The organism is Bradyrhizobium ottawaense, assembly GCF_900099825.1.
Lineage (GTDB): Bacteria > Pseudomonadota > Alphaproteobacteria > Rhizobiales > Xanthobacteraceae > Bradyrhizobium > Bradyrhizobium ottawaense_A.
In genome coordinates this window covers 1,070,524-1,096,023 of sequence record NZ_LT629693.1, presented here as the reverse complement: position 1 = coordinate 1,096,023, position 25,500 = coordinate 1,070,524, and the positions used below count along the sequence as shown (strand labels likewise).

Annotated in this window: 25 protein-coding genes; 9 read left to right on the top strand and 16 right to left on the bottom strand. The window is 62.2% G+C overall.

Annotated elements, in window-relative coordinates; translation table 11 throughout:
• Window positions 1-25: 25 nt before the first annotated feature.
• From BLR13_RS05330 to BLR13_RS05300, 7 genes are all read right to left on the bottom strand, one after another.
• Window positions 26-490 carry a GFA family protein gene (locus BLR13_RS05330; protein WP_074826914.1) on the bottom strand — a complete coding sequence of 155 codons (465 nt, stop codon included), beginning with the start codon at window positions 488-490 and terminating at the stop codon, window positions 26-28.
• 2 nt (window positions 491-492) lie between these two features.
• Window positions 493-2,355, bottom strand: a complete 1,863-nt coding sequence (locus BLR13_RS05325; RefSeq protein WP_074831869.1) for a methylmalonyl-CoA mutase subunit beta — start codon at window positions 2,353-2,355, stop codon at window positions 493-495.
• Between the two features lie 84 nt (window positions 2,356-2,439).
• Window positions 2,440-2,931 (bottom strand): 2-amino-4-hydroxy-6-hydroxymethyldihydropteridine diphosphokinase, encoded by a 492-nt coding sequence (gene folK / locus BLR13_RS05320; RefSeq protein WP_074826917.1) that lies wholly within the window; start codon window positions 2,929-2,931, stop codon window positions 2,440-2,442.
• Window position 2,932: 1 nt separating this feature from the next.
• Entirely contained in the window at window positions 2,933-3,304 is a 372-nt protein-coding gene (gene folB / locus BLR13_RS05315; RefSeq protein ID WP_074826919.1) for a dihydroneopterin aldolase, read from the bottom strand.
• Complete coding sequence (folP, locus tag BLR13_RS05310; protein ID WP_074826922.1) at window positions 3,301-4,179, bottom strand: dihydropteroate synthase; 879 nt, start codon at window positions 4,177-4,179, stop codon at window positions 3,301-3,303. The genes folB and folP overlap by 4 nt, the downstream gene beginning before the upstream one ends.
• A gap of 82 nt (window positions 4,180-4,261) precedes the next feature.
• Complete coding sequence (locus BLR13_RS05305) at window positions 4,262-4,669, bottom strand: DUF4332 domain-containing protein (RefSeq protein WP_074826925.1); 408 nt, start codon at window positions 4,667-4,669, stop codon at window positions 4,262-4,264.
• A gap of 54 nt (window positions 4,670-4,723) precedes the next feature.
• The gene (locus BLR13_RS05300; protein WP_074826927.1) at window positions 4,724-5,089 is read right to left on the bottom strand and encodes a hypothetical protein; all 366 of its coding nucleotides are present in this window, start codon (window positions 5,087-5,089) and stop codon (window positions 4,724-4,726) included.
• Window positions 5,090-5,446: 357 nt separating this feature from the next.
• Between BLR13_RS05300 and BLR13_RS05295 the strand changes: the two genes are divergently transcribed.
• Genes BLR13_RS05295 through BLR13_RS05285 form a run of 3 tightly spaced genes read left to right on the top strand, consistent with a single transcriptional unit; the run spans window position 5,447 to window position 9,850 of the window.
• Window positions 5,447-7,075, top strand: a complete 1,629-nt coding sequence (locus BLR13_RS05295; protein WP_074826931.1) for a helicase HerA-like domain-containing protein — start codon at window positions 5,447-5,449, stop codon at window positions 7,073-7,075.
• Window positions 7,075-8,409 carry a glycosyltransferase family 87 protein gene (locus BLR13_RS05290; RefSeq protein ID WP_074826934.1) on the top strand — a complete coding sequence of 445 codons (1,335 nt, stop codon included), beginning with the start codon at window positions 7,075-7,077 and terminating at the stop codon, window positions 8,407-8,409. Before BLR13_RS05295 ends, BLR13_RS05290 begins: the two co-directional genes overlap by 1 nt.
• A gap of 37 nt (window positions 8,410-8,446) precedes the next feature.
• Window positions 8,447-9,850, top strand: coding sequence for a M20/M25/M40 family metallo-hydrolase (locus tag BLR13_RS05285; protein WP_074826936.1), 1,404 nt, complete (start codon window positions 8,447-8,449; stop codon window positions 9,848-9,850).
• Window positions 9,851-10,555: 705 nt separating this feature from the next.
• Here the strand turns inward: BLR13_RS05285 and BLR13_RS05275 are convergent.
• A complete protein-coding gene (locus tag BLR13_RS05275) occupies window positions 10,556-11,716 on the bottom strand; it encodes an acyl-CoA dehydrogenase family protein (RefSeq protein ID WP_074826942.1) in 1,161 nt (386 codons plus the stop codon).
• Between the two features lie 203 nt (window positions 11,717-11,919).
• On the opposite strand from BLR13_RS05275, the gene dctP reads away from it, so the two are divergent.
• The 3 genes from dctP to BLR13_RS05260 are packed head-to-tail and all read left to right on the top strand — an operon-like array spanning window position 11,920 to window position 14,809.
• Window positions 11,920-12,942, top strand: coding sequence for a TRAP transporter substrate-binding protein DctP (gene dctP / locus BLR13_RS05270; protein WP_074826945.1), 1,023 nt, complete (start codon window positions 11,920-11,922; stop codon window positions 12,940-12,942).
• A gap of 47 nt (window positions 12,943-12,989) precedes the next feature.
• The gene (locus tag BLR13_RS05265) at window positions 12,990-13,481 is read left to right on the top strand and encodes a TRAP transporter small permease (RefSeq protein ID WP_157793686.1); all 492 of its coding nucleotides are present in this window, start codon (window positions 12,990-12,992) and stop codon (window positions 13,479-13,481) included.
• Window positions 13,478-14,809 (top strand): TRAP transporter large permease, encoded by a 1,332-nt coding sequence (locus BLR13_RS05260; RefSeq protein ID WP_074831870.1) that lies wholly within the window; start codon window positions 13,478-13,480, stop codon window positions 14,807-14,809. The genes BLR13_RS05265 and BLR13_RS05260 overlap by 4 nt, the downstream gene beginning before the upstream one ends.
• A 76-nt stretch (window positions 14,810-14,885) precedes the next feature.
• Here the strand turns inward: BLR13_RS05260 and BLR13_RS05255 are convergent, their stop codons facing one another.
• The gene (locus BLR13_RS05255) at window positions 14,886-15,863 is read right to left on the bottom strand and encodes a LysR family transcriptional regulator (protein ID WP_074826948.1); all 978 of its coding nucleotides are present in this window, start codon (window positions 15,861-15,863) and stop codon (window positions 14,886-14,888) included.
• A 126-nt stretch (window positions 15,864-15,989) separates the two neighbouring features.
• Here BLR13_RS05255 and BLR13_RS05250 point away from each other — a divergent pair, with 126 nt between their 5' ends.
• Complete coding sequence (locus tag BLR13_RS05250) at window positions 15,990-16,709, top strand: alpha/beta hydrolase (protein WP_074826951.1); 720 nt, start codon at window positions 15,990-15,992, stop codon at window positions 16,707-16,709.
• Window positions 16,710-17,117: 408 nt separating this feature from the next.
• On the opposite strand, the gene BLR13_RS05240 is transcribed toward BLR13_RS05250, so the two are convergent.
• The 7 genes from BLR13_RS05240 to BLR13_RS05210 form a co-directional block, all read right to left on the bottom strand.
• The gene (locus BLR13_RS05240; protein ID WP_074826954.1) at window positions 17,118-19,109 is read right to left on the bottom strand and encodes an AI-2E family transporter; all 1,992 of its coding nucleotides are present in this window, start codon (window positions 19,107-19,109) and stop codon (window positions 17,118-17,120) included.
• Between the two features lie 42 nt (window positions 19,110-19,151).
• On the bottom strand, window positions 19,152-19,667 hold the full coding sequence (locus BLR13_RS05235; protein ID WP_074826957.1) for a hypothetical protein: 516 nt from the start codon (window positions 19,665-19,667) through the stop codon (window positions 19,152-19,154).
• A 140-nt stretch (window positions 19,668-19,807) separates the two neighbouring features.
• Window positions 19,808-20,044 carry a hypothetical protein gene (locus BLR13_RS39935; RefSeq protein WP_143039788.1) on the bottom strand — a complete coding sequence of 79 codons (237 nt, stop codon included), beginning with the start codon at window positions 20,042-20,044 and terminating at the stop codon, window positions 19,808-19,810.
• 74 nt (window positions 20,045-20,118) lie between these two features.
• Window positions 20,119-20,319, bottom strand: coding sequence for a hypothetical protein (locus BLR13_RS05225; protein ID WP_074826965.1), 201 nt, complete (start codon window positions 20,317-20,319; stop codon window positions 20,119-20,121).
• 126 nt (window positions 20,320-20,445) lie between these two features.
• A complete protein-coding gene (locus tag BLR13_RS05220; RefSeq protein WP_074826967.1) occupies window positions 20,446-20,973 on the bottom strand; it encodes a DUF1993 domain-containing protein in 528 nt (175 codons plus the stop codon).
• Window positions 20,974-21,019: 46 nt separating this feature from the next.
• Window positions 21,020-22,258, bottom strand: coding sequence for an MFS transporter (locus BLR13_RS05215; protein WP_074826969.1), 1,239 nt, complete (start codon window positions 22,256-22,258; stop codon window positions 21,020-21,022).
• Window positions 22,259-22,499: 241 nt separating this feature from the next.
• Entirely contained in the window at window positions 22,500-23,057 is a 558-nt protein-coding gene (locus tag BLR13_RS05210; protein WP_074826972.1) for a hypothetical protein, read from the bottom strand.
• Window positions 23,058-23,485: 428 nt separating this feature from the next.
• On the opposite strand from BLR13_RS05210, the gene BLR13_RS05205 reads away from it, so the two are divergent.
• Entirely contained in the window at window positions 23,486-24,145 is a 660-nt protein-coding gene (locus tag BLR13_RS05205; RefSeq protein WP_074826978.1) for a L,D-transpeptidase, read from the top strand.
• A gap of 132 nt (window positions 24,146-24,277) precedes the next feature.
• Window positions 24,278-25,411: an ABC transporter substrate-binding protein gene (locus BLR13_RS05200; RefSeq protein ID WP_349517085.1), complete on the top strand. Its 1,134-nt coding sequence runs from the start codon at window positions 24,278-24,280 to the stop codon at window positions 25,409-25,411.
• The last annotated feature ends 89 nt before the right edge of the window (window positions 25,412-25,500 follow it).

Genomic DNA, 25,500 nt, shown 5'->3' with positions numbered 1-25,500 from the left:
ATGTGGCGGTCGATGCTCACCAACTCTAATCATGATCCGGGTGCTGGTGGCTGACGATCCCGCCCATCTTTTCCGGACCGTAATTCTGTGTGGTCGTCTGGCTCGGCAGGTTGGAGATGCCGACCACCCAGCCGAGCCGGGATTCGGTTCCATATTGCCGGGTCGGAACCAGCCGGTCGGGCCGGTCGAAGGTGCCGGTCATGATCTCGATCCGGGGGCCGTCGATGCGGCGGAAACTCAATGGCGTGCCGCAATCCCGGCAGAAGTCGCGCTCGGCGATCGAGGAGGATTTGAACGCGGCCGGCTGGCCGCGGGTCCAGCTAAAGTCCGCATGTTCGATATCGGCAAACGAGGCGAACGGCGCGCCCGAGGCTTTCTGGCACATCCGGCAATGACAGATGCTGATCCTGGCCGGCGCGCCTGATACGGCAAAGCGAATCGCGCCGCACTGGCAGCCGCCGGTCAGAACGGTTTTGCTTGCCTCGGTCATGTTCACTCCATCCGCTGCCAGGCATCCTTCAGCATCGCCAGCGCATCGCCGCCGGCGAAGATGAAATCGCCGACGCCTGCGCCGCGCAGCGCTTCCTCCTGCTCGCCGGGCCGGCCTGCCAGATAGATATGTTGGGCGCCGGCCGCTTTAAGGGCCTGGGCCGCCGCGACAGCGTGCCCGCCATAGACCTTGTCGGATGAACACAGACACGCCGTGTCCGCGCCGGATGCCTTGAACGCCGCGGCAAGGGCGGCCGGATCGGCAAAGCCCTCGGTGTCGAGCGCCTCGATGCCGCCGGTTTCGAAAAAGCTCTTGGCAAAGGCGGCGCGCGCGGTGAAGTCGGCAGCCGTTCCGAGATTGGCGAGGAATATTTTGGGCCGCGCCCCCTTGGCCTTGAGCCGCGCGTCCGACTTGTCGCGCAAGGCTTCGAACGGCGCCGCCAGCCGCATCGGCGGCAGTCCGCCGAACTTGATTTTCGGCTCGCCATAGGGCGGCAGCACCACCGGCCGCGCCTCCAGCACCGCGACGTCGGCCTCGTGCAGGTTCGGAAATTCGCTGGCGCCGGTCAGCACGTCGCGTCGTTTGGCAATATTGGTTTCGCGCACCGCCCGCGTGGCGGCCACCTTGCGCTGGAGCAGGCCTTGTTCGAGCGAGGCGAACAGGCCGCCGGCCTTTTCGATTTCCTGGAACAGCTTCCAGGCGGCTTCGCAAAGCTGCCTGGTCAATGTCTCGATGCCGCCGGAGCCGGCGGCCGGATCGGACACCTTTGCGAGGTTGGATTCTTCCAGCAGCACCAGTTGGGTGTTGCGCGCGGCACGTCTGGCAAACGGGTCGGGCAGGCCGCGCGCCAGCGTATGCGGCAACACGGTGATGGCGTTGGCGCCGCCGAGCCCGGCGGAGAAGGTCGCCATCGTCGCGCGCAGCATGTTCACGTAGGGATCGCGCTGTGTCTGCATCCGCCATGCGGTGTCGGCGGCGACGAACAGCGGCTTCGGCGCAAGACCGCAGGCCGCTTCGATTCGCGCCCACAACAGCCGCAGCGCGCGGAATTTCGCCAGCGTCAGGAATTGATCGGCATCGGCGGCAAGCCGCGCATAGACCATGCCTTGCGCATCTTCCAGCGCCACGCCGGAGGCTTCGATCGCGCGCAGATAGGCGACGCCGGACGCGAGCACGAAGGCCAGCTCCTGCACTTCCGATCCGCCGGCATTGTGAATCAACCGCCCATCGGCGGCAACGAACGGACCCCTGAAGCCCATCGCGGCAAGGCCGCGGACGGCGTTCGACAACGCCGGCACGATCTCGGCCCACGTGAAGGGGCTGCGGCCCCACGCGGTGCAGGCCCCGAGCGGATCAAGACCGAAGCGGATGTCACAGGCCGCAGGATCGAGACCCCTTCGCTTGATATATTCGGCGACATGAATGGCGGCCATCCGCGACTGCGGACCAACCTGAAGTTCGATGCCGATGCCGGCATCGAGGAAGACGCTGTCGAGCACCTGTTCGACGGCTTCCGCCGTCGGCTCCAGCCCGAAGCCATGGGAGGCATTGGAGCCGGGGAAGACCAGCGCAAGCCCGGTGGCGCCGTTTTCCAGATCGTGCAGCGCCTGTGCATTGGCCGCCTTGGCATCGGGATGATCGATCCGCTGCAGGACTTGCCAGGGTGCGGCGGCGGCGCGGCCGGCGACCGGCGCGGCACCTTCCGCGCGGCGATAGATCGGATTGATCTTCAATCCGTCGGCGGTCTTGCTGACCAGTTTCTCGAACGGCGCGCCCTTCAGCACCCCGTCGACCAGCTTGCGCCAGTCGTCGTAGGTTGCCGGGGCAAAATCCGCGGCCAATTTCAGCTCATCTGTCGTGGTCATCCGGCCCATCGTTCCCTGAAGCGCTTCCTGTGTCGGGCCGGAAATTGCCACGGGGCGACCGCCAAGCCAAACGGTTGTTTTGGGTCAATCGAGGTCCGGTAACCGCTGGATACCTTCGGTCGAAAGCCCGGCCAATGCCTCGGCGACGCGGCGTCCCGCAATGATACGGTCGGGCACAATCTCGGCGAGCGGCACCAGCACGAAGGCGCGCTCGAACAGCCTTGGATGCGGCAGCGTCAGCTCGGGTTTGTCGATTTTGACGTCGTCATAAGCGATCAGATCGAGGTCGAGGGTGCGCGGGCCCCAGTGCCGCTCATGGGCGCGGTCGCGGCCGAACTTCTTCTCGATCTTGTGCAGCGTGAACAACAGCGCATGCGGGTCGAGGCTGGTGTCGATTTCGATGCAGGCGTTGACAAAGGTATCCTGCGCCTCGTCGCCCCAGGGCGGCGTGGCGTAATCCGACGACCGCGCCACGAGGGCCGCCTGCGTCATGCCGCAGATGTTGGAAATTGCCTTGCCGAATGTCGTGCGAACGTCGCCGACATTGCCACCGAGCGCGATCAGCACATCAGCCATATCAGGGCGCTTGCCGCTTGCGGGTTAGCACGACGCCGACATCCTCAAAGATCGCGGCGATCGGCGCGTGCGGCTTGTGCACGGTGACCTTGACTGCGCTGACGCGCGGAAATGCCGCCAGCACCGCCTCGGCAACGGCGCCGGCCGCGCGCTCCAGGAGCTTGTAGTTGGTATGCTTGAACGCCGCGGTCGCGGTCGCGACCACGTTGGAATAGGACACGGTGTCGGCGAGGCGATCGGTGTGCGAGGATTCCGACAGATCGGCAGCGAGCTCGAGATCGATCACGAAGCGCTGGCCGACTTCGGTCTCATGTTCCATCACGCCATGGCGGGCATGAATCACGACGCCGGTGATGAAGATCGTATCGGTCATTTCTGCTTTCCGAATTCCCTGATGGCCGCCGTGACGCGCAGCGCCTGGACGGTTTCCGCGACGTCATGGGCCCGGATGATCCGCGCCCCGTTCTGGGCCGCGACCAGATGCGCGGCAATCGAGCCGCCGAGCCGCTGATGCGGCTCCGACGGCGTCACCGTGCTGATGAAGCGCTTGCGCGAGGCTCCGACCAGCAGCGGCAGGCCCGATGAGGCGAGTTCACTGAGCCGCGCCAGCACCGTCATGCTCTGCTCCGGCGTCTTGCCGAAACCGATGCCGGGGTCGAGCACGATATTGTCTGGTGAAATTCCGGCCCTGGCGGCTGTCTCGAGCGAGCGGGCGAAGAAGTCCGCGACATCCTTCATGATGTCGATGGCGGGATCGGCGCGGTCGCGGTTGTGCATGATGATGACGGGCACCCGGCGCGCCGCGACGAGGCCGGCCATATCGGGGTCGCGCTGCAGGCCCCAGACGTCGTTGGCGATGCGGGCGCCCTGGTCGAGCGCCCAGGCCACGACCGATGATTTCATGCTGTCGATCGATACCGGAACGTCCAGTGCTACGACCTCGGGCAGCACCTCGCGCAGGCGGTTCAACTCTTCCTCGGCGCCGATCGGCTCCGAGCCATAGGGCCGGGTGGATTCGGCGCCGATGTCGATGATGTCGGCGCCCTCGGCGACCATCTTGCGGGCCTGCGCCAGCGCGCGCTCGGGGGCTGCAAACTGCCCGCCGTCCGAGAAGGAATCGGGCGTCACGTTCAGGACGCCCATCACGGCTGGATAGGAGCGGGACAGCAGCGCTGACAGCACGGAATCTCCGGTCGGCCCGGCCGCCGCGTTCGGCTCCCTGGCGGGTCTGGAAATGGTTGCGATCATGCGGTGGCTTTGCGCGGTCCGCGTCAGCGAGTCAAGGCAGGAGAGGGGGCCGTGGACGCTAGCCCGAGCGGCTTTTCAGCTCTCAGTAGCTGATTTTCGGCGCCAGCTTGCGCGCCTGCTCGATCAGTTGCTCGACCGATCTTTCCGAGGGCAGCACGCGGACCAGCCGGCGCTTGGTGTTGACGTCTTTGATGTTCTGGGCCAGCCGTGCCGGATTGCGCAGCGCCAATTCACGCACGGTGGTGACGCCGGCCGCGCGCACCAGCCCGACCTTGGCCTTGCCCATCCCGGGAATGCGCATGTAGTCGGAGAAGTTGGCCCATTCGAGCAGCTGCTGCTCGCTGATCCCGGTCTTGGTTGCGAGCGCCTTGCGTCCCTTGACGGTGCGAGCGGCTTCGAGCAGCGCATCGGTGGTACGAATGCCGAGCGATTTCAGCTTCGAGGCGGAGTAGGCGCTAAGGCCTTCGATCGCGGAGAGGGGATATGTCATGTTACTCGATGCAATAGAATGTGCTGAAGCCGGACCTGCGTCAGAAAGGGTGCTTTAGGCGAACTGGCTAAGGCCCGGTGTCCCCGAGATGATCTCGCCCATTTTCTCCGCTCCGATTTTGTCGCGGCCGAACCGAAAAAGTTCACGCGCGACGTTCTGAATCTGGTTCATGCCGAGGCCAAGCGCCATCAACTTGGTACCGAGCGCCATCAGGCCGCCGCCCATTAGCCTGGAGAGGCCGCTGTTGCTGCTCGAGGCTGCGATCGCGGCTTCGGCACCCGGGATCTGGTCGATCAGAGCCTGAACCTTGTCGGAAGGGCCCTCGTTGCGGAGGAAACCCAGAACGATGCCGATGGTTTTTTCCGCGACAGCGTCGTCAATGCCGGCCTTGTTGGCCAGCGTTCCAATCAATTCGTCCATATGGCCCCCGCCCTCAGCCGGTTTTACCGGGTCGCGTACTTGTAAAATGATCTTGAGCGTCCACGATGTGAAATACAAGCGATCCGCACACACCAAGGCGACTTTGGTTCTAGATCGCGCCGCAAGTGTTGCAGCAATGCAAGAGTGGGCTCCGGATTCACGCTCATTTGCCGCACCGCGCCACCGGTTTTGCGACTTGGCTCGGAAAAAAGGACTTGGCTCGGAAAAAAGTATGAGACGCGCGGGCTCTGGGGCGTCGTAGATATCCCGCCAACGGTTTCAATCGACGGCAGGGATGCGATATGATTGTGTCGACGGGCAACCGAACCTCCCTGATGCATGCGAAGAGGCGATGTGATGGCGACCTCCGATAACAAGACGGCCGACACCGACGAGAAGATTTTTATCGGCAAGGGTGACGAAGCAGCCTGGCTGACGCTCGCACTCGCCAATCGGCATGGTCTTGTCACCGGCGCGACCGGAACCGGCAAGACGGTGTCGTTGCAGGTGATGGCGGAAGGTTTTGCGCGTGCCGGCGTTCCCGTTTTCGCCGCCGACATCAAGGGCGACCTCTCCGGGATCTCCGAAATCGGCGAGGCCAAGGACTTTATCGTCAAGCGGGCCGGCGACATGGGCCTGACCTTCCAGCCCGACCAGTTCTCGACCGTGTTCTGGGACGTGTTCGGCGAGCAGGGCCACCCGGTCCGCGCCACCGTCACCGAAATGGGGCCGCTGCTGCTGTCGCGGATGCTCGATCTCAATGACGTGCAGGAAGGCGTGCTCAACGTCGCATTCCGTGTTGCGGATGAAAGCGGCCTGACGCTGATCGACATGAAGGACATGCGGGCGCTGCTCGATGCGATCGTGCCCGATACCGGCAAGAGGGGCCCCGATGACGGCGAGGACCCGCTGGCGTCGATCCGGAAGGCCGCGCAGGGCTACGGCAACGTCACCAAGGCGACCGTCGGCACCATCCAGCGCCAGCTTCTGGTGCTGGAAAACCAGGGCGGCGCCAAATTCTTCGGCGAGCCGGCGCTGACGCTGAAGGATTTCATGCGAACCGACAGCGACGGCCGCGGCATGGTCAATATCCTGGTCGCGGACAAGCTGATGCAGAGCCCGCGGCTCTACGCCACCTTCCTGTTGTGGATGCTGTCTGAGCTGTTCGAAGAGCTGCCGGAGGCCGGCGACCTGCCCAAACCCAAACTGGTGTTCTTTTTCGACGAGGCGCATCTGTTGTTCACCGATGCGCCGAAGGCGCTGATGGACAAGATCGAGCAGGTGGTCCGCCTGATCCGCTCCAAGGGCGTCGGCGTCTATTTCGTCACGCAAAACCCGATCGACGTGCCGGACAAAGTGCTCGCGCAGATGGGCAACCGCGTCCAGCATGCGCTGCGCGCCTTCACCCCGCGCGACCAGAAGGCGGTCCAAGCCGCGGCGCAAACCTTCCGGCCCAACCCGAAGCTCGATACCGCCCGTGTCATCATGGAGCTCGGCAAGGGCGAGGCGCTGGTGTCGTTCCTCGAGGGCGGCGGCACGCCGGCGATGGTCGAGCGCATCATGGTCCGGCCGCCGACCGGGCGGATCGGGCCGATCACGCCGGACGAACGCAAGGCGATCATGAACAACAGCCCGGTGAAGGGCAAATACGACACCGCGATCGACGCCGAGTCCGCCTATGAGATGATCCAGAAGCGCATCGCCGGAACGGCGGCGCATCCGGATGGATCGGATGGCGGCGGCGGAGGCGGTGGTGGAATCCTCGGCCAGATCGGCGCGATCGTCGGCACCATCTTCGGCACCAATGTTTCGCGCGGCAGGATGTCGACCGGCCAGATCATCGCCAGGAACGTCACCCGCACCGTCACCAACAAGGTGGTCGGCGGCGTCGTGGCCGATCTCGGCAAGTCGGTCGGCGGCGCGCTCGGCGGCTCGGTCGGCCGCGCGCTGGTGCGGGGCGCGCTCGGCGGGTTGCTGCGGCGCTGATGTCCAAAGATTCTTCCGACTTCCGGAACGGACCCGCGCTGAGATGGCCATCGCTGCGGGCGCCGATCGATATCCTGTTTCTGCTCTGCTGCGTGGCGCTGACGGCCGACGTGCTGGTCCCGGAAATCTGGGGCCATGGCAAGAGCAAGGACTATCCGCTGTGGTTCTGGGCCGGGCAGCAGGTGCTGCAAGGCAAAAATCTCTATCCGGATAACCCTACCGATTATTTCGAATTCATCTATCCGCCGCTGTCGGCGGTGCTGCTGGCGATACCGAGCTTCTTCGGCAAGATACCGCTCTATCTCTGCCTGTCGCTGCTCAATGTCGTCGCCTGGTGGATGACCGCGCAGTTCGCCAATGCAATGACGGGATCGGGGCGCACACCGGGCCCGTGGCTGTTCGCACTGCCGGGCTTCGTCACCGTCACCTTTGTCTTCGACATGTTCGACCTCGGGCAGCCGAACCTCGTGCTGCTGGCGCTGATGCTGTACGGCTTCTGGCTGTTGCGGGACAACCGCAACTGGATGGCGGGGAGCATGTTCGCGCTCGCCACCGCGATCAAGGTGTTTCCAGTCGCGGTGTTGCCGTATCTGGTCTGGCGTAGGCAGTGGGCGGCGGCCGCGAGCATGCTGGTTTTTATCGGCGTGTTTCTGTTCGTGCTGCCGGCGCCGTTCCGCGGCTTCGAGCGCAACGCCCATGAATTGAAGACCTGGTACCAGGGCATGGTGGGGTCGAGTTCGGAGAAGGGGTTCGGACAGCGCGACGAGCAGAACTGGTCGTGGGTCAACCAGTCGATCATCGCGATGACGCACCGGCTGACGCGGCCGATCAATTACAACCAGGACAATCCGGCCAAACCCGTCCGCACCATGAATATCGTCAATCTCGATTTCAAGACCGCGAACCTTTTGGTGCTGGTGATCTCGCTTCTGATCGGGCTCGGCTATGTCGCAGTCATGCCAAAGGCTTCGCGCCGGACGGAACGGTCGGATGCCGAGGAAATCGGCATCCTGTTCTGCCTGATGACGGCGGCGACGCCGCTGGCGCGCCAGTATTACTTCATGTGGCTGTTCTTCCCGATGACCGTTCTGATCCATCGGGCCGCCTACGATCCGCGCGCCAAGGTCAGGACCGGCACATGGCTATTGCTGGCCGTGGCGGGTTTGCTGATGTGCCTGTCGTTGCCGGTGTTCCCGAACGATCTGCAGGCCTACGGCAACAATCTCGCGGCCACGGTCCTGCTGGTGGCGGGGCTGGTCTGGCACATCCTGAATCCGCCGCTTGCGGACGCTGCCGGTGCTTTGCCTCCGGCGTCCGGGCAAGCTAAAACCTGACGCCCAAAAAACCGCGCCCACAGCCAGGGAACAAGCCATGTCCAACGCAAAACTTCAGCCGGTTCTCGACCGCATCGACGCCGATTTCGACAACAGCCTGGAGCGTCTGTTCGCGCTGCTGCGGATCAAGTCGATCTCGGCCGATCCGGCCTTTGCCGGCGATTGCAAGGCCGCCGCCGATCATCTGGCCAGGGACATCGCGACACTCGGCTTTGCCGCGGAGGTCAGGCCGACGGCTGGACATCCGGCGATCGTCGCCAAAATGAACGGCTCGACCGACGGCCGGCCGCATGTGCTGTTCTACGGTCACTATGACGTGCAGCCGGTCGATCCGCTCAATCTGTGGCACCGCCCGCCGTTCGAGCCCGTCGTCACCGATCACGCCGACGGCCGCAAGATCATCGTCGCGCGCGGCGCCGAGGACGACAAGGGACAGTTGATGACCTTCGTCGAGGCCTGCCGCGCCTGGAAATCGGTGACCGGGTCGCTGCCGGTCGACATCACCATCGTCATCGAGGGCGAGGAAGAAGTCGGATCGAAGAATTTCGTGCCGTTCCTCGAAGCCAACAAGGGCGACCTCAAGGCCGACTTTGCGCTGGTGTGCGACACCGGCATGTGGGACCAGAACACGCCGGCGATCACCACCGCCCTTCGCGGCCTCGTCTATGACGAGGTCAAGATCAAGGCCGCCAACCGCGACCTGCATTCCGGCATCTTCGGCGGCGGCGCGCGCAACCCGATCCGGGTGCTGACCAACATTCTGGGCGCCCTGCACGACGACAACGGCCACATCACCATTCCCGGATTCTACGACGGCGTGAAGGACCTGCCGCCGGATATTTTGGCGCAGTGGAAGAAGCTCAACCTGACGCCGGAGTCGTTCCTGAAGCCGATCGGCCTTTCGATCCCGGCCGGCGAGAAGGACCGCCTCCTGATCGAACAGGTGTCCTCGCGTCCGACCTGCGACATCAACGGCATCATCGGCGGCTATACCGGTGAGGGCTCCAAGACCGTGATCCCGGCGGAAGCTTCCGCCAAGGTTTCGTTCCGGCTGGTCGAGGGACAGAACCCCGACCGGATCCGAAAGGCCTTCCGCGACTATGTCACGTCGCGGCTGCCGGGCGATTGCACGGCCGAATTCATCGACCACTCCAACGCGCCGGCGATCGCGCTTGACTGGAACATGAAGCCGCTGGCGGCGGCCAAGCGCGCGCTGACGGACGAGTGGGGCAAGGAAGCGCTCTTGATCGCCTCAGGCGCCTCGATCCCGATCGTCGCCGACTTCAAGCGCACGCTCGGCCTCGACACCGTGATGGTCGGCTTCGGCCTCGAGGACGACAACATCCATTCGCCGAACGAGAAGTACGACCTCAAGAGCTTTCACAAGGGCATCCGCTCCTGGGCGCGGATCCTCGACGCCTTCGCGGAGGCGGGGAAGTAGGGCGGATCAACCATTTATTTCGTCGCGCGCAACAGGCGCCGCAACAGACGGATTTGATCACACCGGCTTTGTACAAGCAAAAAGACCGCCCGAAGGCGGTCTTCCTGTAGCGCTGAGATTTGACATCAGGCTACGCCCCAGCCCGCCGATCGAATGACTGGACGCTATAGTCTGCAGGAAAAGTTGGGGAGTCCTAAAGTCGGTTCCGCGGGCGAAAGCCGCGAAGGCGTTGCCCGCGCGACACAGGAAGTTCCCGCGCTCATGGCCGGACGCGGGCCTCGCTCACCAGCCAGCCGTGCATGATCCGCCACTTGTCGCGCCCCCGTGTCTGAAAGTTGAGGAGCGGCGATTTTAAATCCTGTAGCTCGATGAAAAATTTTAGCGACTCTCTGCCCGTGACGTCATCTGCGTTCAAAGCGTGCTTTTGCATCCATCGGTCCCATGCTTCAATGATGAGACGCTTCGCCTCTGATTGCTTCATGGTGCGCGGCACTGTCAGACATCGGGTGCTGGACCTGTAATGTTTGAGCAAAAGATTAATGATGCGTTCTGCTCACCCTGGAAACCAGGCTCTATCGATTCATCTGGCGACTTCCGGGAATGTGTTGCCGCGACCAGTTGAACGCCAGGCTGGCATCCGGCCTGGCGCCGATGTGAACGGAAGGCATCGCCGCCCTCGCGTTTGAGGCGTCACGCCCGTGCGCTTCAATGATGTTCGGCTTTCCAGTCGCGCTTGATCTTTTTGGCCAGCGACCATTTGTGGACTTCGGTCGGGCCATCATAGATGCGGAAGGCGCGGATCTCGCGAAACGCCTGCTCGACGATGGTTTCGGTCGAGACTCCCGTCCCGCCCATCACTTGGACGCAGCGATCGGCGACCCGCATCAGCGCTTCCGACACCGAAACCTTGGCCATCGAACTTTCCGCAGTGCCGAGCGAGCCGGTGTCGAGTACGCTGGCGCACCAGTCGATCATCAGTTCCGACTGTTTGAGATCGATCAGATTTTCCGCCAGCATGAAGCCGACGCCTTCGTGATCGACCAATGCTTTGCCAAACGCATGGCGGCGGCAGGCGTAGTCGGTGGCGATCTCGTTGGCGCGGATGGCGAGGCCCAGCCAGCGCATGCAATGCGACAGACGCGCGGGGCTGAGGCGGATTTGCGCGTATTTGAACCCGTCGCCGGAGGCGCCGAGCATCTGGTCGGCGGATACGCGAAGGTTCTCGAGATCGATCTCGGCATGTCCGCCGGGCATCGAACTGTCGATCGTATCCAGCACGCGCAGGGTGCGGATCGCGGGATCCGGCAGATCGACCAGGAACAGGCAGGCGCCGTCGTCCGACTTGGCCATGACGATGCCGACCCGGGCGCCTTCGGCTCCGGTGATGAACTTCTTGCGCCCGTTGATGACCCAGTGATTGCCGTCCAGCCGGCAGGTGGTCTGCATCATCGATGGATCGGATCCTGCGCCGCCTTCATCTGCCGGTTCGGTCATGAAGAACGCCGAACGCGCCTTGCCCGACACCAGCGGCTCCAGGAAGCGCGCCTTCTGCTCCGCGCTCCCGACCTTGCCGAGCAGATACATATTGCCTTCATCGGGCGCCATCGTATTGCAGGCAATCGGGCCTAACGGCGACAGCCCGGATTTGATCAGCGCCGTCGCGGTCTCGCGTTGCGTGAGATGCGATCCATCGGGGAGGATATGCGGCGTCAGGACGCCGGCCTTGCGGGCCTTGTCGCGCAGTTCCAGCACCAGTTCGTCGCTCGGGCCGTGCGGACCCGTCCGCGGATCCTTCTCGTAGGGGATCACCTCGGTGCGGACGAATGCCTCGATCTTGGCGGCAATGGCGTCGGCTCGCTCAGTCATGGATACGGATACTCCGGTCGATCTCCGGCGCAAAGCGCTGCCGGGGGCGCGGTATATAGACGTAAGGATCCGATACGGGCAACCGGTCGGGGGCAGGGGCATGCGAACAGGGAGCCGGGCTCTGCTGCCGGAAGACCTTGCCAAGACGATTTGAATAGCCGATCAAAATACCAATAAAAAAATCAGCCATAAGGAGGATACAGATGAGCCGAGGAATTTCCCGCCGCACTGCACTCGGCGCCATTGCCGCGCCGGCCCTGCTGGGATTGTCCGGTATCGCGCGCGCCGATACGCGGACGCTGAAGATTTCGCACCAATTTCCCGGCTCGGGCCCCGATGGGGGCGACTTCCGCGACCGGCTTTGCCGCAAACTTGCCGAAGGCGTCGAGCAGCGCTCCAACGGCGCGCTGAAGTTCGAGGTCTACCCGAACTCGTCCTTGATGAAGACCTTTGCGCAGTTCGATGCGCTGAAGAAGGGCGCTCTCGATCTCAGTCTGTATCCGACGACCTATGCGGGCGGTGAGATTCCCGAGTTGAACATCACCTTCATGCCGGCGGTCATCTCCAGCTATGAACAGGCCTATCGATGGAAGACGGCGCCGATCGGCAAGGAACTTAACGCCATCCTCGAGGCCAAGGGCGTCAAGATCATCACCTGGATGTGGCAGTCCGGCGGCATCGCGACGCGTGGAAAGCCGATCGTGAAACCCGAAGATGCCAAAGGGCTGAAGATCAGGGGCGGCAGCCGCGAGATGGACATGATGTTCAAGGCGGCCGGTGCCGCCACCAGCAACATGCCCTCCAATGAAATCTACATTTCCATGCAGACCGGCGCGATTGACGCCGCGGTCACCAGCACCAGCAGCCTGATCTCGTTCAAGCTCGAGGAACTCAGCAAGGGACTGACTTCCGCGGGCGGCCGCAGCTTCTTCTTCGTGTTCGAACCGATCCTGATGTCCAAGACCGTGTTCGACAGCCTGTCGCCGGACCTGCAAAAGATCATTCTGGAAGTGGGCGAGGCGATCGAGCCGTTCGGTCTTGAGCAATCGAAGGCGGACGACAAGCGGCTGTCCGACGTCTATGCCAAGGCGGGAGCGACCGTGAACGAAATGGATCAGGCCGCGCTCGATCAATGGCGCGACCTGGCGCGCGACAGTGCGTGGAAGGATTTCGCGGCGCGAACGCCGAACACCGCGCGGTTCCTGAAGATGGCGGAGGAGGTTTGACGGAGCCGCCGAAGCCAATCGCGATGCGCAGTCCAAGTCTTTTGAGCGTGCTTGTTCGTGTCCTCGACAGGATCGACCGCGCTCTGATCGCGGCCTGCGCCGTGGCCACGATCGCTGCCGGACTGGTGCTGACCCACTCGATTGCGGTTCGCTATCTCCTGCATTCCTCGACCGACTGGCAGGATGAGATGGCCGTGTTTCTGCTGGCCGGCGCAACCTTCCTGTCGGCGCCTTACGTGCAGTCGGTGCGCGGGCACATTGCAATCGAGGCCATCCGGGGATTTTTGCCCAAGCCGGTCGAGCGGATTCGCAAGATCGTCTCCGACATCATTTGCTTCCTGTTCTGCGCTTTCTTTGCCTGGCAGTCGTGGCTGTTGCTGATGGAAGCGGTTGAAGACGGTCGCGTGACCGACTCGGCCTGGGCGCCGCCGCTCTGGTTTCCCTATTCCATGATGACTGTTGGCATGAGCCTGTTAGCGCTGCGATTCCTGGTGCAACTGGTCCAGGCGTTGTGCCGCAGGCGAGGGGCCGACGCATGAGCCCGCTTGTCATCGGCCTGCTCTACGGCGGCGTCACCCTGGTGGTCCTGTTTGCCGGCGTACCGATCGCATTCGCGCTTGGTGCGGTCGCGGTCGCCTTCATGATCGGCTTCATGCCGCTGGCGTCGCTCGGCACGGTGGCACAGAACGTCTATCAGGAGATCGCCAACATTACGTTGCTGACCATCCCGCTGTTTGTTCTCAAGGGCGCGGCGATCGGGCGCTCGCGGGCCGGCGCCGATCTGTATAATGCGCTTTATGTCTGGCTCAACCGCGTGCCCGGTGGTCTCGGTGTCGCTAACGTCGTCGCCTGTACGCTGTTTGCCGCGATGGCAGGGTCGAGCGCCGCCACCTGTTCGGCGATCGGCAGCGCCGGAATTCCTGAAATGCGGCGGCGTGGCTATTCACCGGGTTTTGCCGCCGGCATCATCGCCGCCGGGGGTACGCTGGGAATCCTGCTGCCGCCATCGATCACCATGATTCTCTATGCGGTGGCGGCGGAACAGTCGCTCGGGCGCCTGTTTTTGGCGGGCCTTGGGCCCGGTCTGTTGCTGAGCGGCATGTTCGCTGTCTACGCCGTGCTGCGCTTTCGCAAGGAGTATCGCGACGCCGCTACTGCCGGCGTCGAACATCCGATCCTGCGCCGGGATAGCTATACGATGGCGCAGCGCATGTCGGCATTACCCAGGATTCTGCCGTTCCTCATCCTTTTGCTCGGCGTGATGGGGGCCCTGTACGGCGGATTTGCAAGCCCGGGCGAGACGGCGGGACTTGGCTCCGTTCTGGCGCTCGCGCTGATCGCGATCATCTACGGCGCGTGGCGCTACTCGGATCTGCGTCCGCTGCTCGTTGCGTCGGTTCGTGAATCGACGATGTTGCTGATGATCGTCGGCATGTCGCTGCTGTATTCGATGGTGATGAGCTATCTCCATATCTCCCAGAGTGCGGCCGAATGGATCGTCGCCGGCCATCTGTCGCCGTGGTTGCTGCTGATGGCTATTCTGCTGATGGTCGTCGTGCTCGGTTTTTTCCTGCCGCCGGCGAGCATTATCCTGATGACCGCGCCGATCATTCTGCCGCCGCTCCGCAATGCCGGCTTCGATTTGATCTGGTTCGGCGTCGTGATGACGATCGTCATGGAGATGGGGCTGATTCACCCGCCCGTCGGCCTCAACCTCTTCGTCATCGGAAACATCGCGCCGGATATTCCGTTTCGCGATGTGATGTGGGGGACGCTGCCTTTTGTGGGCATCATGATCATCGCGGTCGCGTTGATCTGCTTTTTCCCGGGCATTGCCATGCTGCTGCCCAAGGTAGTGATGGGTTGACGGCATGGACCCATAGCGGTCGTCGTCAGAAGCCGAGGCAGGCAAGTAGAGACGGATCAGCCAACCGAAATGGAAATCAACGGCGCCGGGTCGACGCGCGCGCCGTCTCCGAGCTGACGACTTTGCGGGTGCATTCAATAAAGCGCTGTGCCAGCGGAGTCAGCGTGCGTCGCTTGACGGTGATGAGCCCGACCGGCGCCGGAGGTGACGGCACCTTGATCGGCAAAACCTTGAGATGCATTCGCTTGTCGCCAAAGCGCATGACGGAAGCGGGGATGAGGCCAAGCCAGCGCCCGGTTTCGATCAGGCGCAGGTGAAGATGGAGCGATACCGTCAGGACCTTCGCGGACGGAACTTCAAGTCCGCTGCCTCGAAAGGCCTCTTCATGCAGCGACCGCGCCAGACTGCCGGGCTCCGCCAATACCCATGGCTCTCCGATCAGATCGGCCAGCGTCAAGTTTCGCCGCCTCGCCCAGCGGCTGTCCGATCCCGCGACGATCACATTCGGCTCGTCAAATAACGGTTCCGCAACCAGGTCAGGTTCGGTCATCGTGGCGGGAAGCCGCCCGAACACGAGCTCGGCCTTTCGATGGCGCAGATTGTGATATTGCTGAACCGCAATGTTTTCGTGCAGCACGTGCAGCACGTGCAGCGTGGCGCGCGGTAACTCCTGCGAAAATTGCTCGATAATCGCCGGAAGCAAACCGGCATCGGTAACGATCGACGACCCGATCCGCAGCTCGCCTGCATCCGGCTGTTTGATGGACTCGATCTGCTGCAATCCCTTGCGCATCTCGTCGAACACCGCCACTCCGGATTCAAGCAGCACGCGTCCGTAGTGCGTCGGCTCGACCCCTGAAACACTCCGGTCAAACAGCTTGACGCCCAGCGTATGCTCCAGATCCGAAACCGTCTTGGACACCACCGGATAGGACACGGCCAGCTCTTCCGCCGCCCGGGTCATGCTCCCGGCTTCTGCGACCGCGAGCGCAATATGGAGGTCGCGCAGCTTGACGCGGCGCCCGATCCGATCGGTCCATTTCGTCTGAGGCATAGCTGAATACCTAGGGGTATGGCCAACAAATGGAACTAATCAGCTACATCGAAATCTGGCAAGTAAAAACCCGGGCACACCAAGTGCGCATCGCTCGCACAGAGCAACCTCGAAGGGAGAACCACCATGGCTGAAGTTTCGGCATCACCGGTAAGCATCGTCCTCGTGCACGGCGGCTTCGTTGACGGCGCAGGTTGGGAAGGCGTCTACAACGGTTTGAAGAAGGACGGCTACAACGTCACCGTCGTCCAGAACCCGACGACATCCTTGTCGGACGACGTGGCCGCCACCCGGCTCGCGATCGCTCAGGTGCAAGGGCCGGTTGTGCTGGTCGGTCATTCCTACGGCGGCGTCGTCATCACCGAAGCCGGCACCGACCCGAAGGTCGCGGGGCTGGTCTACATCACGGCGTTTGCTCCGGATAAGGGCGAGTCCGTTCAGTCCCTCATCCAGAATCCGCCGCCCGGCGCGCCGGTCCCGCCGATCTTGCCACCCGTGAACGGCTATCTGTTCCTCGACAAATCGAAATTCCGTGCTTCGTTTGCAGCCGACGTCAGTGAAGCCAAGGCTGCTTTCCTGGCGGACTCTCAGGTGCCGTGGGGCGTCAACGCTCTCGCCGGTGCGATCAGCGAGCCCGCCTGGAAGACCAAGCCGAGCTGGTATTTGGTTGCGACCGAGGACAGGATGATTCCGCCGCCCGCGCAGCGTCAGATGGCAACGCGCGCTGGTGCTGTTGTCGCCGAGGCGGCCGGCAGCCACGCCATCTACATTTCGCAGCCGGAGACCGTGGCAGCGCTCATTGCCGAGGCGGCGAAGGGCGTGAGCGGCAAAATGGCAGCTGCCTGACGCCGCCTGATTTCGCCGCCGGCCTTCACGTTGGAGGCTGGCGGCATTTCAGCCTTCGTCATACCGCAACCGCCTGTTTCGTCGATCAAATTATTGAAACTCGTCATTCAATGCCGCCGCCCGAAACGGGCTGGAATAGCCGCGCGCCCGGTGTTAATTTGACCGGCATGAAGAAGTCAGACGTCACTTGCCCGGAGTGCCACGCTGGCTATCGGCGCATCGAGTTGCAATCGAAACCCGGGACCCTCGGCGAGTTCCGGTGCCTGACGTGCGACCATCTGCTTGAGACATTCGATGGCTCCGCGAACGTGGCACTTCGCCTTACAGTGCAGCCTGCAAAGAAGGCCAAGAATAGCTCGCACGGGGTGCCTGGGGCCGGATGAAATAAATTCGTCACGCCGCATCCCGCTACGCAATCCTGACGGCCGCGGTAACGTGGTTCGGCAGTCCATCGGGTTCCTGCACGCCGGCACTGGTTCGGCAGATCATCATGGCCTCACGCAAGCTCCCTGCAGCGGTGTCGGCCTTGGCGACCTCGCGGAGCTCTTCCAGTGATTCCTTGTCGATATTTTCGGCCCAACAACCGAGCATGATAGTGGTCTTCGGTAATTTGCGACGAAGACGCCGAACCGAGTAGCGCATATGGGCTGGACTGCTGGCGTCGAGGTACGACAAGCAGACGATGGCGACGCCCGCTGTCTCCAGTTTTGAGATATTGGTCGTCGAAAGTGCGTCCGCAGACTCAACCCGCGCGGCCAGGCCGTGCGCGTTGGCGAGCTGTCCAAACAGCACGGCTGCCGCTTCGTCGAGCGGGGTGCGTCCGGCCAGGCAGAGCACCGGATATTCTCCCTGCCAGTCGAGCGGAAGATCGGCTTTCTGCACGACCGGTAAATTGCTGGAGATCGCCGCATCGGGGACGGTTTCGACCGCGGCCGCGGCCTCCGCATCCATGGTAGGCGAGGTCACTTCGGGTATCGAATCGTCCTGGGTGGAAAGGTCGCTGGCAAACTCGGTCACCGCGTCGCGAATCTTGGTCATGCGCGGCTGGTCGAGCGCGCCGCGCCTGGCATCGGCCTGTGCCAGCAGAAGCCCCTTGAGCGCGACCTCGTCAAAATACGAAGACAGCGATTTTTCTTTCAGGAATTCCTCTGCCTTGCCTGCGGCCTCGGTCGGATCGCCGGCAAGCATCCGCTGGTAGAACATCTCCGGCGGTGAGAGCGCGGGCCTGTCGCCAAAAATCACGTCGAGAAATTCGAGCCGCTCGACATGCCGTCCCAGCACGACCAGGCAGACCGTCAACGGCGTTGCCAGCACCAGCCCGATCGGACCCCACAGCGCCGTCCAGAACGTGGCCGAGACGACGATGGCGACGGGAGACAATCCGGTGCTCTGACCGTAGGCCAGGGGCTCGATGACCTGGCTGACGATCGGCCCGACCCCCAGAAAAAGCGCGAGCGTCCATGCCAGCATCGACCAGCCGGGATCGACGGCCGCCGCCAGCGCAAGCGGAAATGCCGCCGAGATCGCCGAGCCGATGTAGGGAACGAACCGCAACACGGCCGCCAGAATGCCCCAGAGGATCGCACTGGGAACGCCAATGAAGGTAAGTCCGGCCGCGATAATCACGCCGAAGGTTGCGTTGATCGTCAACTGGGCGAGAAACAGCCGACTGAGACGTGTCGCGGCATCGTCCAGCGCCGCGGTGGTTCGTTGCAGATCATGCGAGCCCGCAAGCCGGATCAGCCGGTTTCGAAGATCCTCGCGCTGGATCAGGATGAAGATCACGAAGATGATGATGATGCCGGTGGTCGCAAGCGGATTGAGCAAGGGCGCGATCAGGGTTCGCAGATTTTCCAGCGCGCCCGGGTCGGGTTGACGGACTTCGACGGGGATGGGCAGGGTCGTTCCGGCCCCATTGGGAATGCCGAGACGCGAGATCGCTCCCCGGCCCGACTTGTCATCCTTTGGCCGGTCGAGCTCCTGGCTCAACTCCTGGAGCATGTCGGCCGCCCGCTCGAGCGTGCCGCTGCTCGCGGTGACGCCGCGCACCGACTTGATCTTCTCCCGCATCGTCGACTGATAGACCGGAAGGTCTCCGGCCAACTGGCTCAACTGGTTTGCGATCAGGCTACCGAGGCCGAAAATGACCGAGAACGCCAGAAGGACGACGCCCACAACCGCCAGGCCACGGGGAACCCGGGCGCGCTGCAACAGTCCGACCGGCGGTCCGAGAACGAAGCTGAGAAGAATCGCAAGCGCGATGGGGACGAATATCTGCCGGCCGAAATACAGCGCAGCAATGAACAGGGCCGCCAGGATCGAGCACGCGACAGCACTCAGCAAGGCCATCAGCTCGTCCGTCGTGCGGCCGTTGGTGATCTTCCTGGTGATCAAGCTCATGGAAACTTTCTAGGAGGATGGCACGCGAATATCGCAGCCCGGTCAGCGCGACTGCCAGGAGACGTGTTCCCGCTCTTCCGATTGGTAGGCGAGGACGTATCGACGCATGGTTCGCCTCGCGATCAGGACCAGGCGCCGCGCGAGCCGCCATGCGCCGAGAGATTCGACCCAGCTGCGGATTTGTTGAAGCTTCGCGTAGCACCACGCGAAGGCTCGAATCGACATGAGCTTGTCGCGGCTGATGCAAAAAAGCCGTTCAATCAGCACGAGCTTGAGAACCTCGGCGACGCCAAGGATGATCAACCCGATGACCATGTGGCCCGTTGCGGTCAGATAGGCCGCGAACGGCTTGGCGGGTTCTAGAATGAGAACCGGGACGACAAACAGCGCCAGCGTGGGATATCGGCCCAGCGACATGACCCAGGTCCGCAACCTGTCGAAAATCCAATGGCCCGATAGCCATCGAATGACGGGTTTGGCGAGCAGCCAGACGGCAGCATCCACCAGGAAGTAGATGCCGGCCAAGACGAACACAAATGGTTTCAGTATGCGGCTCACGCGCGTTCTCCCGTAAAACAAACCGCGACAGGCGCATAGGTTGCACCGGTTAAGGCAGCTTATTCATGGCAGACGATGGAACTTTTCATCTCGTCACCTTTGTCGAGCGCAGGCGGGGGAGCGGTTCCGAACAAGCTCGGTCAACCCAATCGAACAAATTCGGCATCAGCGCGTTTTGCCCGCATGCAAAAACGCAAACCCCGATACACCGGTCCAATGAGCATGCAGCCGGTCGACCGCAGCGCGACGATGCCGATGCCGGTGCCGTTGCTTTCGCCCGTGCCCGGGTCGAACGATGCCGATCGCCTCAAAGCATCGCTGCCGAAGGCGAAATCGACCAGAACCGACGCGGTCCGGGCCGCGAGGGCACGAATCACGCGACGCAACTCGCTGCGCAAGCAGCGGCAGGCTCAAAAGGGATGATGGAGCCGAAGGCTCACGTTTTCCGGCTTCAGTTCCGCAGGTCGTTTTTCCGATCCAGCTCGCGAAGGTATGAAAGCCCGTGCACCGTCAGGCGGTGCGGGTTCTTTTCACCCTCGATGTAGAGCTGCATCAGGTGCCTTGAAAGACGCTCGCGGGCGCCTTTCATCTCGGAATGGTCTGCCAGGGCGCCGTATATGCTCAGCGCGCGATCCACGGGTAGGGTGTCCATTGGCTAACTCTTCGGTTGAGTTCGATCTCTGAAGAGGTAAAGCCCGCTGCTTCGTATCGTTCCGGTTCCAGGTTGGTTCAATTGTAGGCGGATGGGGGACGGTGCCGCCTGAGCCAGACGGTCGCTTCAATCGACCGCGCGGACCGATCGGGCATCGACCAGATTGATAGAACCCAGGAAATCCATCTTGCCGACGTCTACGCCGTTGTGACGCAGAATGGCGTAGGCCATCGCGATATGGAAGTAGACGTTGGGGATGGTCATCTGCAGCAGGTAATCCTCGCCGCGGATGATCTTGCCGGGCGCCCAGGAGAGCTTGACTTCGCGCTCGCTTGCGTCGGCGTATTGCGCTTCGTTCACGCTTTCGACGAAGGCTATGGTCTTGCGTATGCGGGCGCGCAGTTCGTCGATTGTCTGCTCCTTATCCTCGTGCCTGGGCGGCGTCTGGCCTGAAAGCCAGGCGGCGGCGCCCTTGACGTAATCGCAGGCGCTTTGGACCTGATAAATGAAATGCTGCATGTCAGGCGCAAGGCGGCTGTTCAGGAGCACGCTGATGTCGAACTTCTTCGCGGTCGCGTATTGCTCGGCCTTGTCGAGACAGTTTTCCAGGTTCTTCAGGTTCTGCGCGCATTGTGCAATCACGTGATGATACATGGCGTCCTTCCGTGCCTTGTAAGTCGCTTTGTCAGTGTAGCATATCTCACTGCACCGCCAGCAAGCATCGCGCCACGATCATGGTCGCCAGGGCGGACAGCGCCAGCGACCAGTGAATGCCGATCAGGCTGCCAAGCAGGCCGACCGAGATGCCGCTGAAGGCGCGCAAGCCGAGGCTTGCCATGTTGAACAGGCCGATGACGCGGCCGCGCATGTCGGGTGGGGCATTGATCTGGACCAGGCTCTGCGCCATCGCGTTGAACGACAGTTCGAGGAAGCCGGCGGCGAGCAGGAAGCACAGCGCCAGCACGTAACTATGCGAGAGCGCGAACACCGTCAGCGCGACGCCCCATAGCAGCGCGAGGATGATGGCCGTGCGCGGCCGCGGCGGCATCATGTTGCGCCCCTCCAGCGCCAGGCCGGCCAGCAGCCCACCGGCGGCGTCGGCCGCCAGTAGCATGCTGTAGGACACGCCGGGGTCGCCATGGCCGAGTTCGGCGGCGAAGCCCGGCATCTGCGAGCTATAGGCATTGCCGACGAAGAACGACGCCGCGCCGGCGAGCACCGTCATTGAAACGATCACGGTATGCTGCCTGACGTCGCGGATGGTGTTGACGATGTCGGCCAGTCCGCGCACGGCCCGGCGCGGCGGCGGTGTGCCCTTGCGAAAACGCGGACCGTAGGGCGCCTTCACCAGCCACAACACCAGCGGCAGATAGAAGATCGTGTTCAACATGATGCCGTGCGCCGGTCCGAGCGCGAGCAGGATCACGCCGCCGACGGCGGGGCCGACCAGGATCCCGAGATAGCGCGCCATCGCGTTCAGCCGCACCGCGCTCGCCAGATCGTGCGGGCCGACGATGTCGTAGATCAGCATCTGGTTAGGCGTCTGCCACAGCACCCCGGCGCAGCCATGGATCACCAGGATCACCATCGCCTGCCACATCTGCAAGCTGTCGGTGATGAAGAAATAGCCCCAGGCCAGCGAGGCAATAATGAACAGGCCCATGCCGACCTGAATCACGCGGCGCGGATCGAAGCGTTCGGCCAGCGCGCCCGACGCCACCGAGAACAGCAGGAACGGCAACCAATGCGACAGCACGGCAAAGCCGCCGAGCGCCGGCGAATGGAATTTCTGAAACACCACCCAGTAGCTGATCACATGCTCGATATTGTCGGCCATCATCGAGAACACATAGGTGATGAACTGCGCACGGAAGCCTGAGTGGCGCATCGCCGCAAAGGAGCGCGGGCCCGAGGGTGCGGAGGAGGGAGCTTCGGTCATGAGATCGGGAATTGCCTCAAGGATAGCGAGCGTACGCGGCGGCGCGCGCGAAACGTTTCCTTACAGCGCAGACGACAGCCACGCACAAGCTGGAGACTGAGCAGGTGACATGTGCGCTGCGCGCGTGTCCGCTCTGCCCTCAAGAGTAGGTGTCGTCAGTCTACGCGCTCGGGTCGGTTTGGGGCCATGGACAGGCATGCCGGATGCAATTTGCACAAGGAAAAAGCCGCCCGGATGTCCATCAGTCGCTGTGACGACGCTCGAAGAACAGCCGCACCAGTATTTTGTCGCCAATGATCTGCCCGAGCGATCGGAACGCAAAGTAAGGCATGAGAATAAGGAATATGATGAGAATTGTCGCGACGAACTGACGGAGCGTCCCACCCGCAATTCCGGAAACTGAGTGCATGATCGTTTCGCCGTGGATCGCCCCAACCACAATTTCCTCGATCAGCGTCAGGACCACCAAAAGCAAGAGGAAGACGAATGATTTGTGCAGCGTCGGAACGATGAGCGGCAGATTTTTGAATCTCTCTCCGATGTGAACGGCGCGTCCTACCAGCATGAATTTTGCACAGAGCGCGGCCTTGATGGCGGCAAGGCCGAGGTGATCATACGCGATACCTTGCGCCTGCAGAACCGCAGCTTTGAGGTAGATCACAACCGCAAAGCAAGCGTAAAGATAGATCGTGAGGATGGCGAACTCGATCAGTTCTTCGTTGATTTTCTCGCGGAACGAGGCTTTGGATTCTGCCCCGCTTTCCGACGCGGTATCCGACTGCGGAGATCGGGCCATCATGAAGCACCGTGTGGCTGTGAGCGGCAGAGCTTATCCGAGGGTCGTCAGTTCCACCACCCCGCCGCATATGGGGTGCCGGACGAGGGCTGACTTCCGAAGTGGGTCAAGAAGCGAAGTCTCCGCAAGATCAAATGTTTTCCGGTCTACCCCTCAAGAGCAGACATCGTCAGGCTACACGCTCGGGTCCGTTTGGTGGCACGAAACCGACGTGCGGATGCAATCGCCGTTTGTCCGCTGTTGGGGGAACACAGAACTAGCTCTGCCGCGGCTCGAAGACCGAGTTTGACCCGAATGGACTTCGATCCCACACTGCAGCTGGAGACCAAGCTGCGCCCAACCTTGTTATCGCAGGGTTGTCTCCATGACGCCTTGATTTCTGCACTATTCGAGAAGCAAATGGAGCAACATAACGCTTTGGAGGACCGGCGGTGCAGAGGTCCGGGCTCACGTTGTTGCTGATTGGACTGCTCGGGCTTGCGCTCGGCGGTTGCATGCAAGCGACACTCGCACCCTCGACGGATGCCAGTTTGACTCCAAGGGACCGGCAGTTACTGGCCCATCCGCCTTATGCGCAGGTAAATATCCCAGAGTCCTATCGTCGGCATATCGTCGACTATTCGCGCAGAGAGGCGCCGGGTACGATCCTGGTCGATACCGACGCGCGCTATCTCTATTACGTCCTGCCGCAAGGCAAGGCGATCCGCTACGGCGTGGCGGTGGGGGAGGAAGCGATGGCCTTCTCCGGCGTCGCTGCGGTTGGCCGTATGGCTGAATGGCCTGATTGGATCCCGACGCCGGAGATTCAGGCGCGGCTCGGTCCTTACCCGGCGCGTGTTCCCGGAGGTCCGGCTAATCCGTTGGGCGCGCGGGCGCTCTATCTTTACGAGGGCAACAAGGACACCCTGTACCGCATCCACGGCACCAACCAACCGGAATATATCGGCCAGGCTATATCGTCCGGCTGCATCCGCATGACCAACGAGGATGTCATCGATCTCTTTGATCGGGTGAGGCCAGGCGCGACTGTCGTGGTCCTCGCGCCGGGTCGGAGAGCATGGATGGGGCCCATCGCAGGTCCCCGCAGCTGATCAAATCGTCAGCAAGCGATGGGCTTTTGTAATTGAGTTAATCCGATGCAAACGTGGGTCCGAACGCTCGTTGCGATTGGCTTGGCGCTCACTGCTTTGAGCGCGATCTCCGAGCGAGTGCGCGAACCAGGCGTGACCGACACTGAAATTCGTATCGGCAATCTCATGCCTTATAGTGGAAATTTGGAGGTCTTCGGGGCGATTGGGAAAGCCGAAGCAGCGTATTTTGAGATGATCAACGAGCACGGCGGGATTAGCGGCCGTAAGGTGCGCTTTATCTCATATGATGACAAATCCAATCCGGTGACCGCCCTAGAGCTTACGCGCCGTCTTATCGAGGAAGACGACGTCTTGTTGATGTTCGGCTCTTTCGGAACTCCGGGCAACTTTGCCGTTCGCAGCTACTTGAATGAAAGGCAAATTCCTCAACTTTTTATCGCCTCCGGAGACGATCATCTGAGCGATCCATCGTCGTTTCCGTGGACAATGGGTTGGCAGCCCTCGTTTCGGGAAGAGGGGCGCATCTACGCCAACTACATACAGGCGTTCTACCCCGGAACCAGGATTGTAGCTCTTTGGCAAAACGATCAAGTCGGTCGAGAAATAGTCAAGGGGCTGGAAGACGGGCTCGGTAGTGTCGCCCGTATGATCAGGGTCGATATCGCGTACGATATCGCAGATGCGCATCTGGACACGCACGTATCGATCTTGAAGCAATCAGGAGCCGAGATTTTTGTGTTTGCAGGAGCGCCTGCAGACGCAGCGAAAGTAATTCGAATAGCGGCGGAGTTGAATTGGCACCCTGTGTTCATTTTGAGCCATATGGCTTCGTCGATTGCGACCGCGCTAAAGCCCGCTGGCGTGGAAAATGCTGTGGGCGCGATTACAGCCGCCTTCTTGAAGGATGCAGATGATCCAGCCTGGAAAGACGGAAAAGCCACAAAGGACTGGCAGTCGTTTGTTGACAAATATGGTCGGGCCGGAGGCAATGACGATGGCGCCGCCGTCTTCGGCTACGCGGCCGCCGAGACACTGGTACAAGTGCTCAAGCAGTGCGGCAATGACCTGTCACGCGCGAACGTCATGAAGCAGGCCGGGACCCTCAAAGAATACCAGGGCTCCGTTTTGCTCCCTGGGATCAAAATCAGCACGGGACCTCGGAACTTTCGGCCGATCGAACACCTGCGACTAGTTCAATTCGACGGCCGCACGTGGCAACCAATCGGCGATGTTCTCGAAACGGCTTTCTCCAACGTCGACAGGTAGCTGTGCCCGGGGAAACAACTGGTGCTGACCGTCAGGGTGCACCGTCACGTGCAGAAATCGACGACCTGGTCGTTTCATATGTCCCCCTG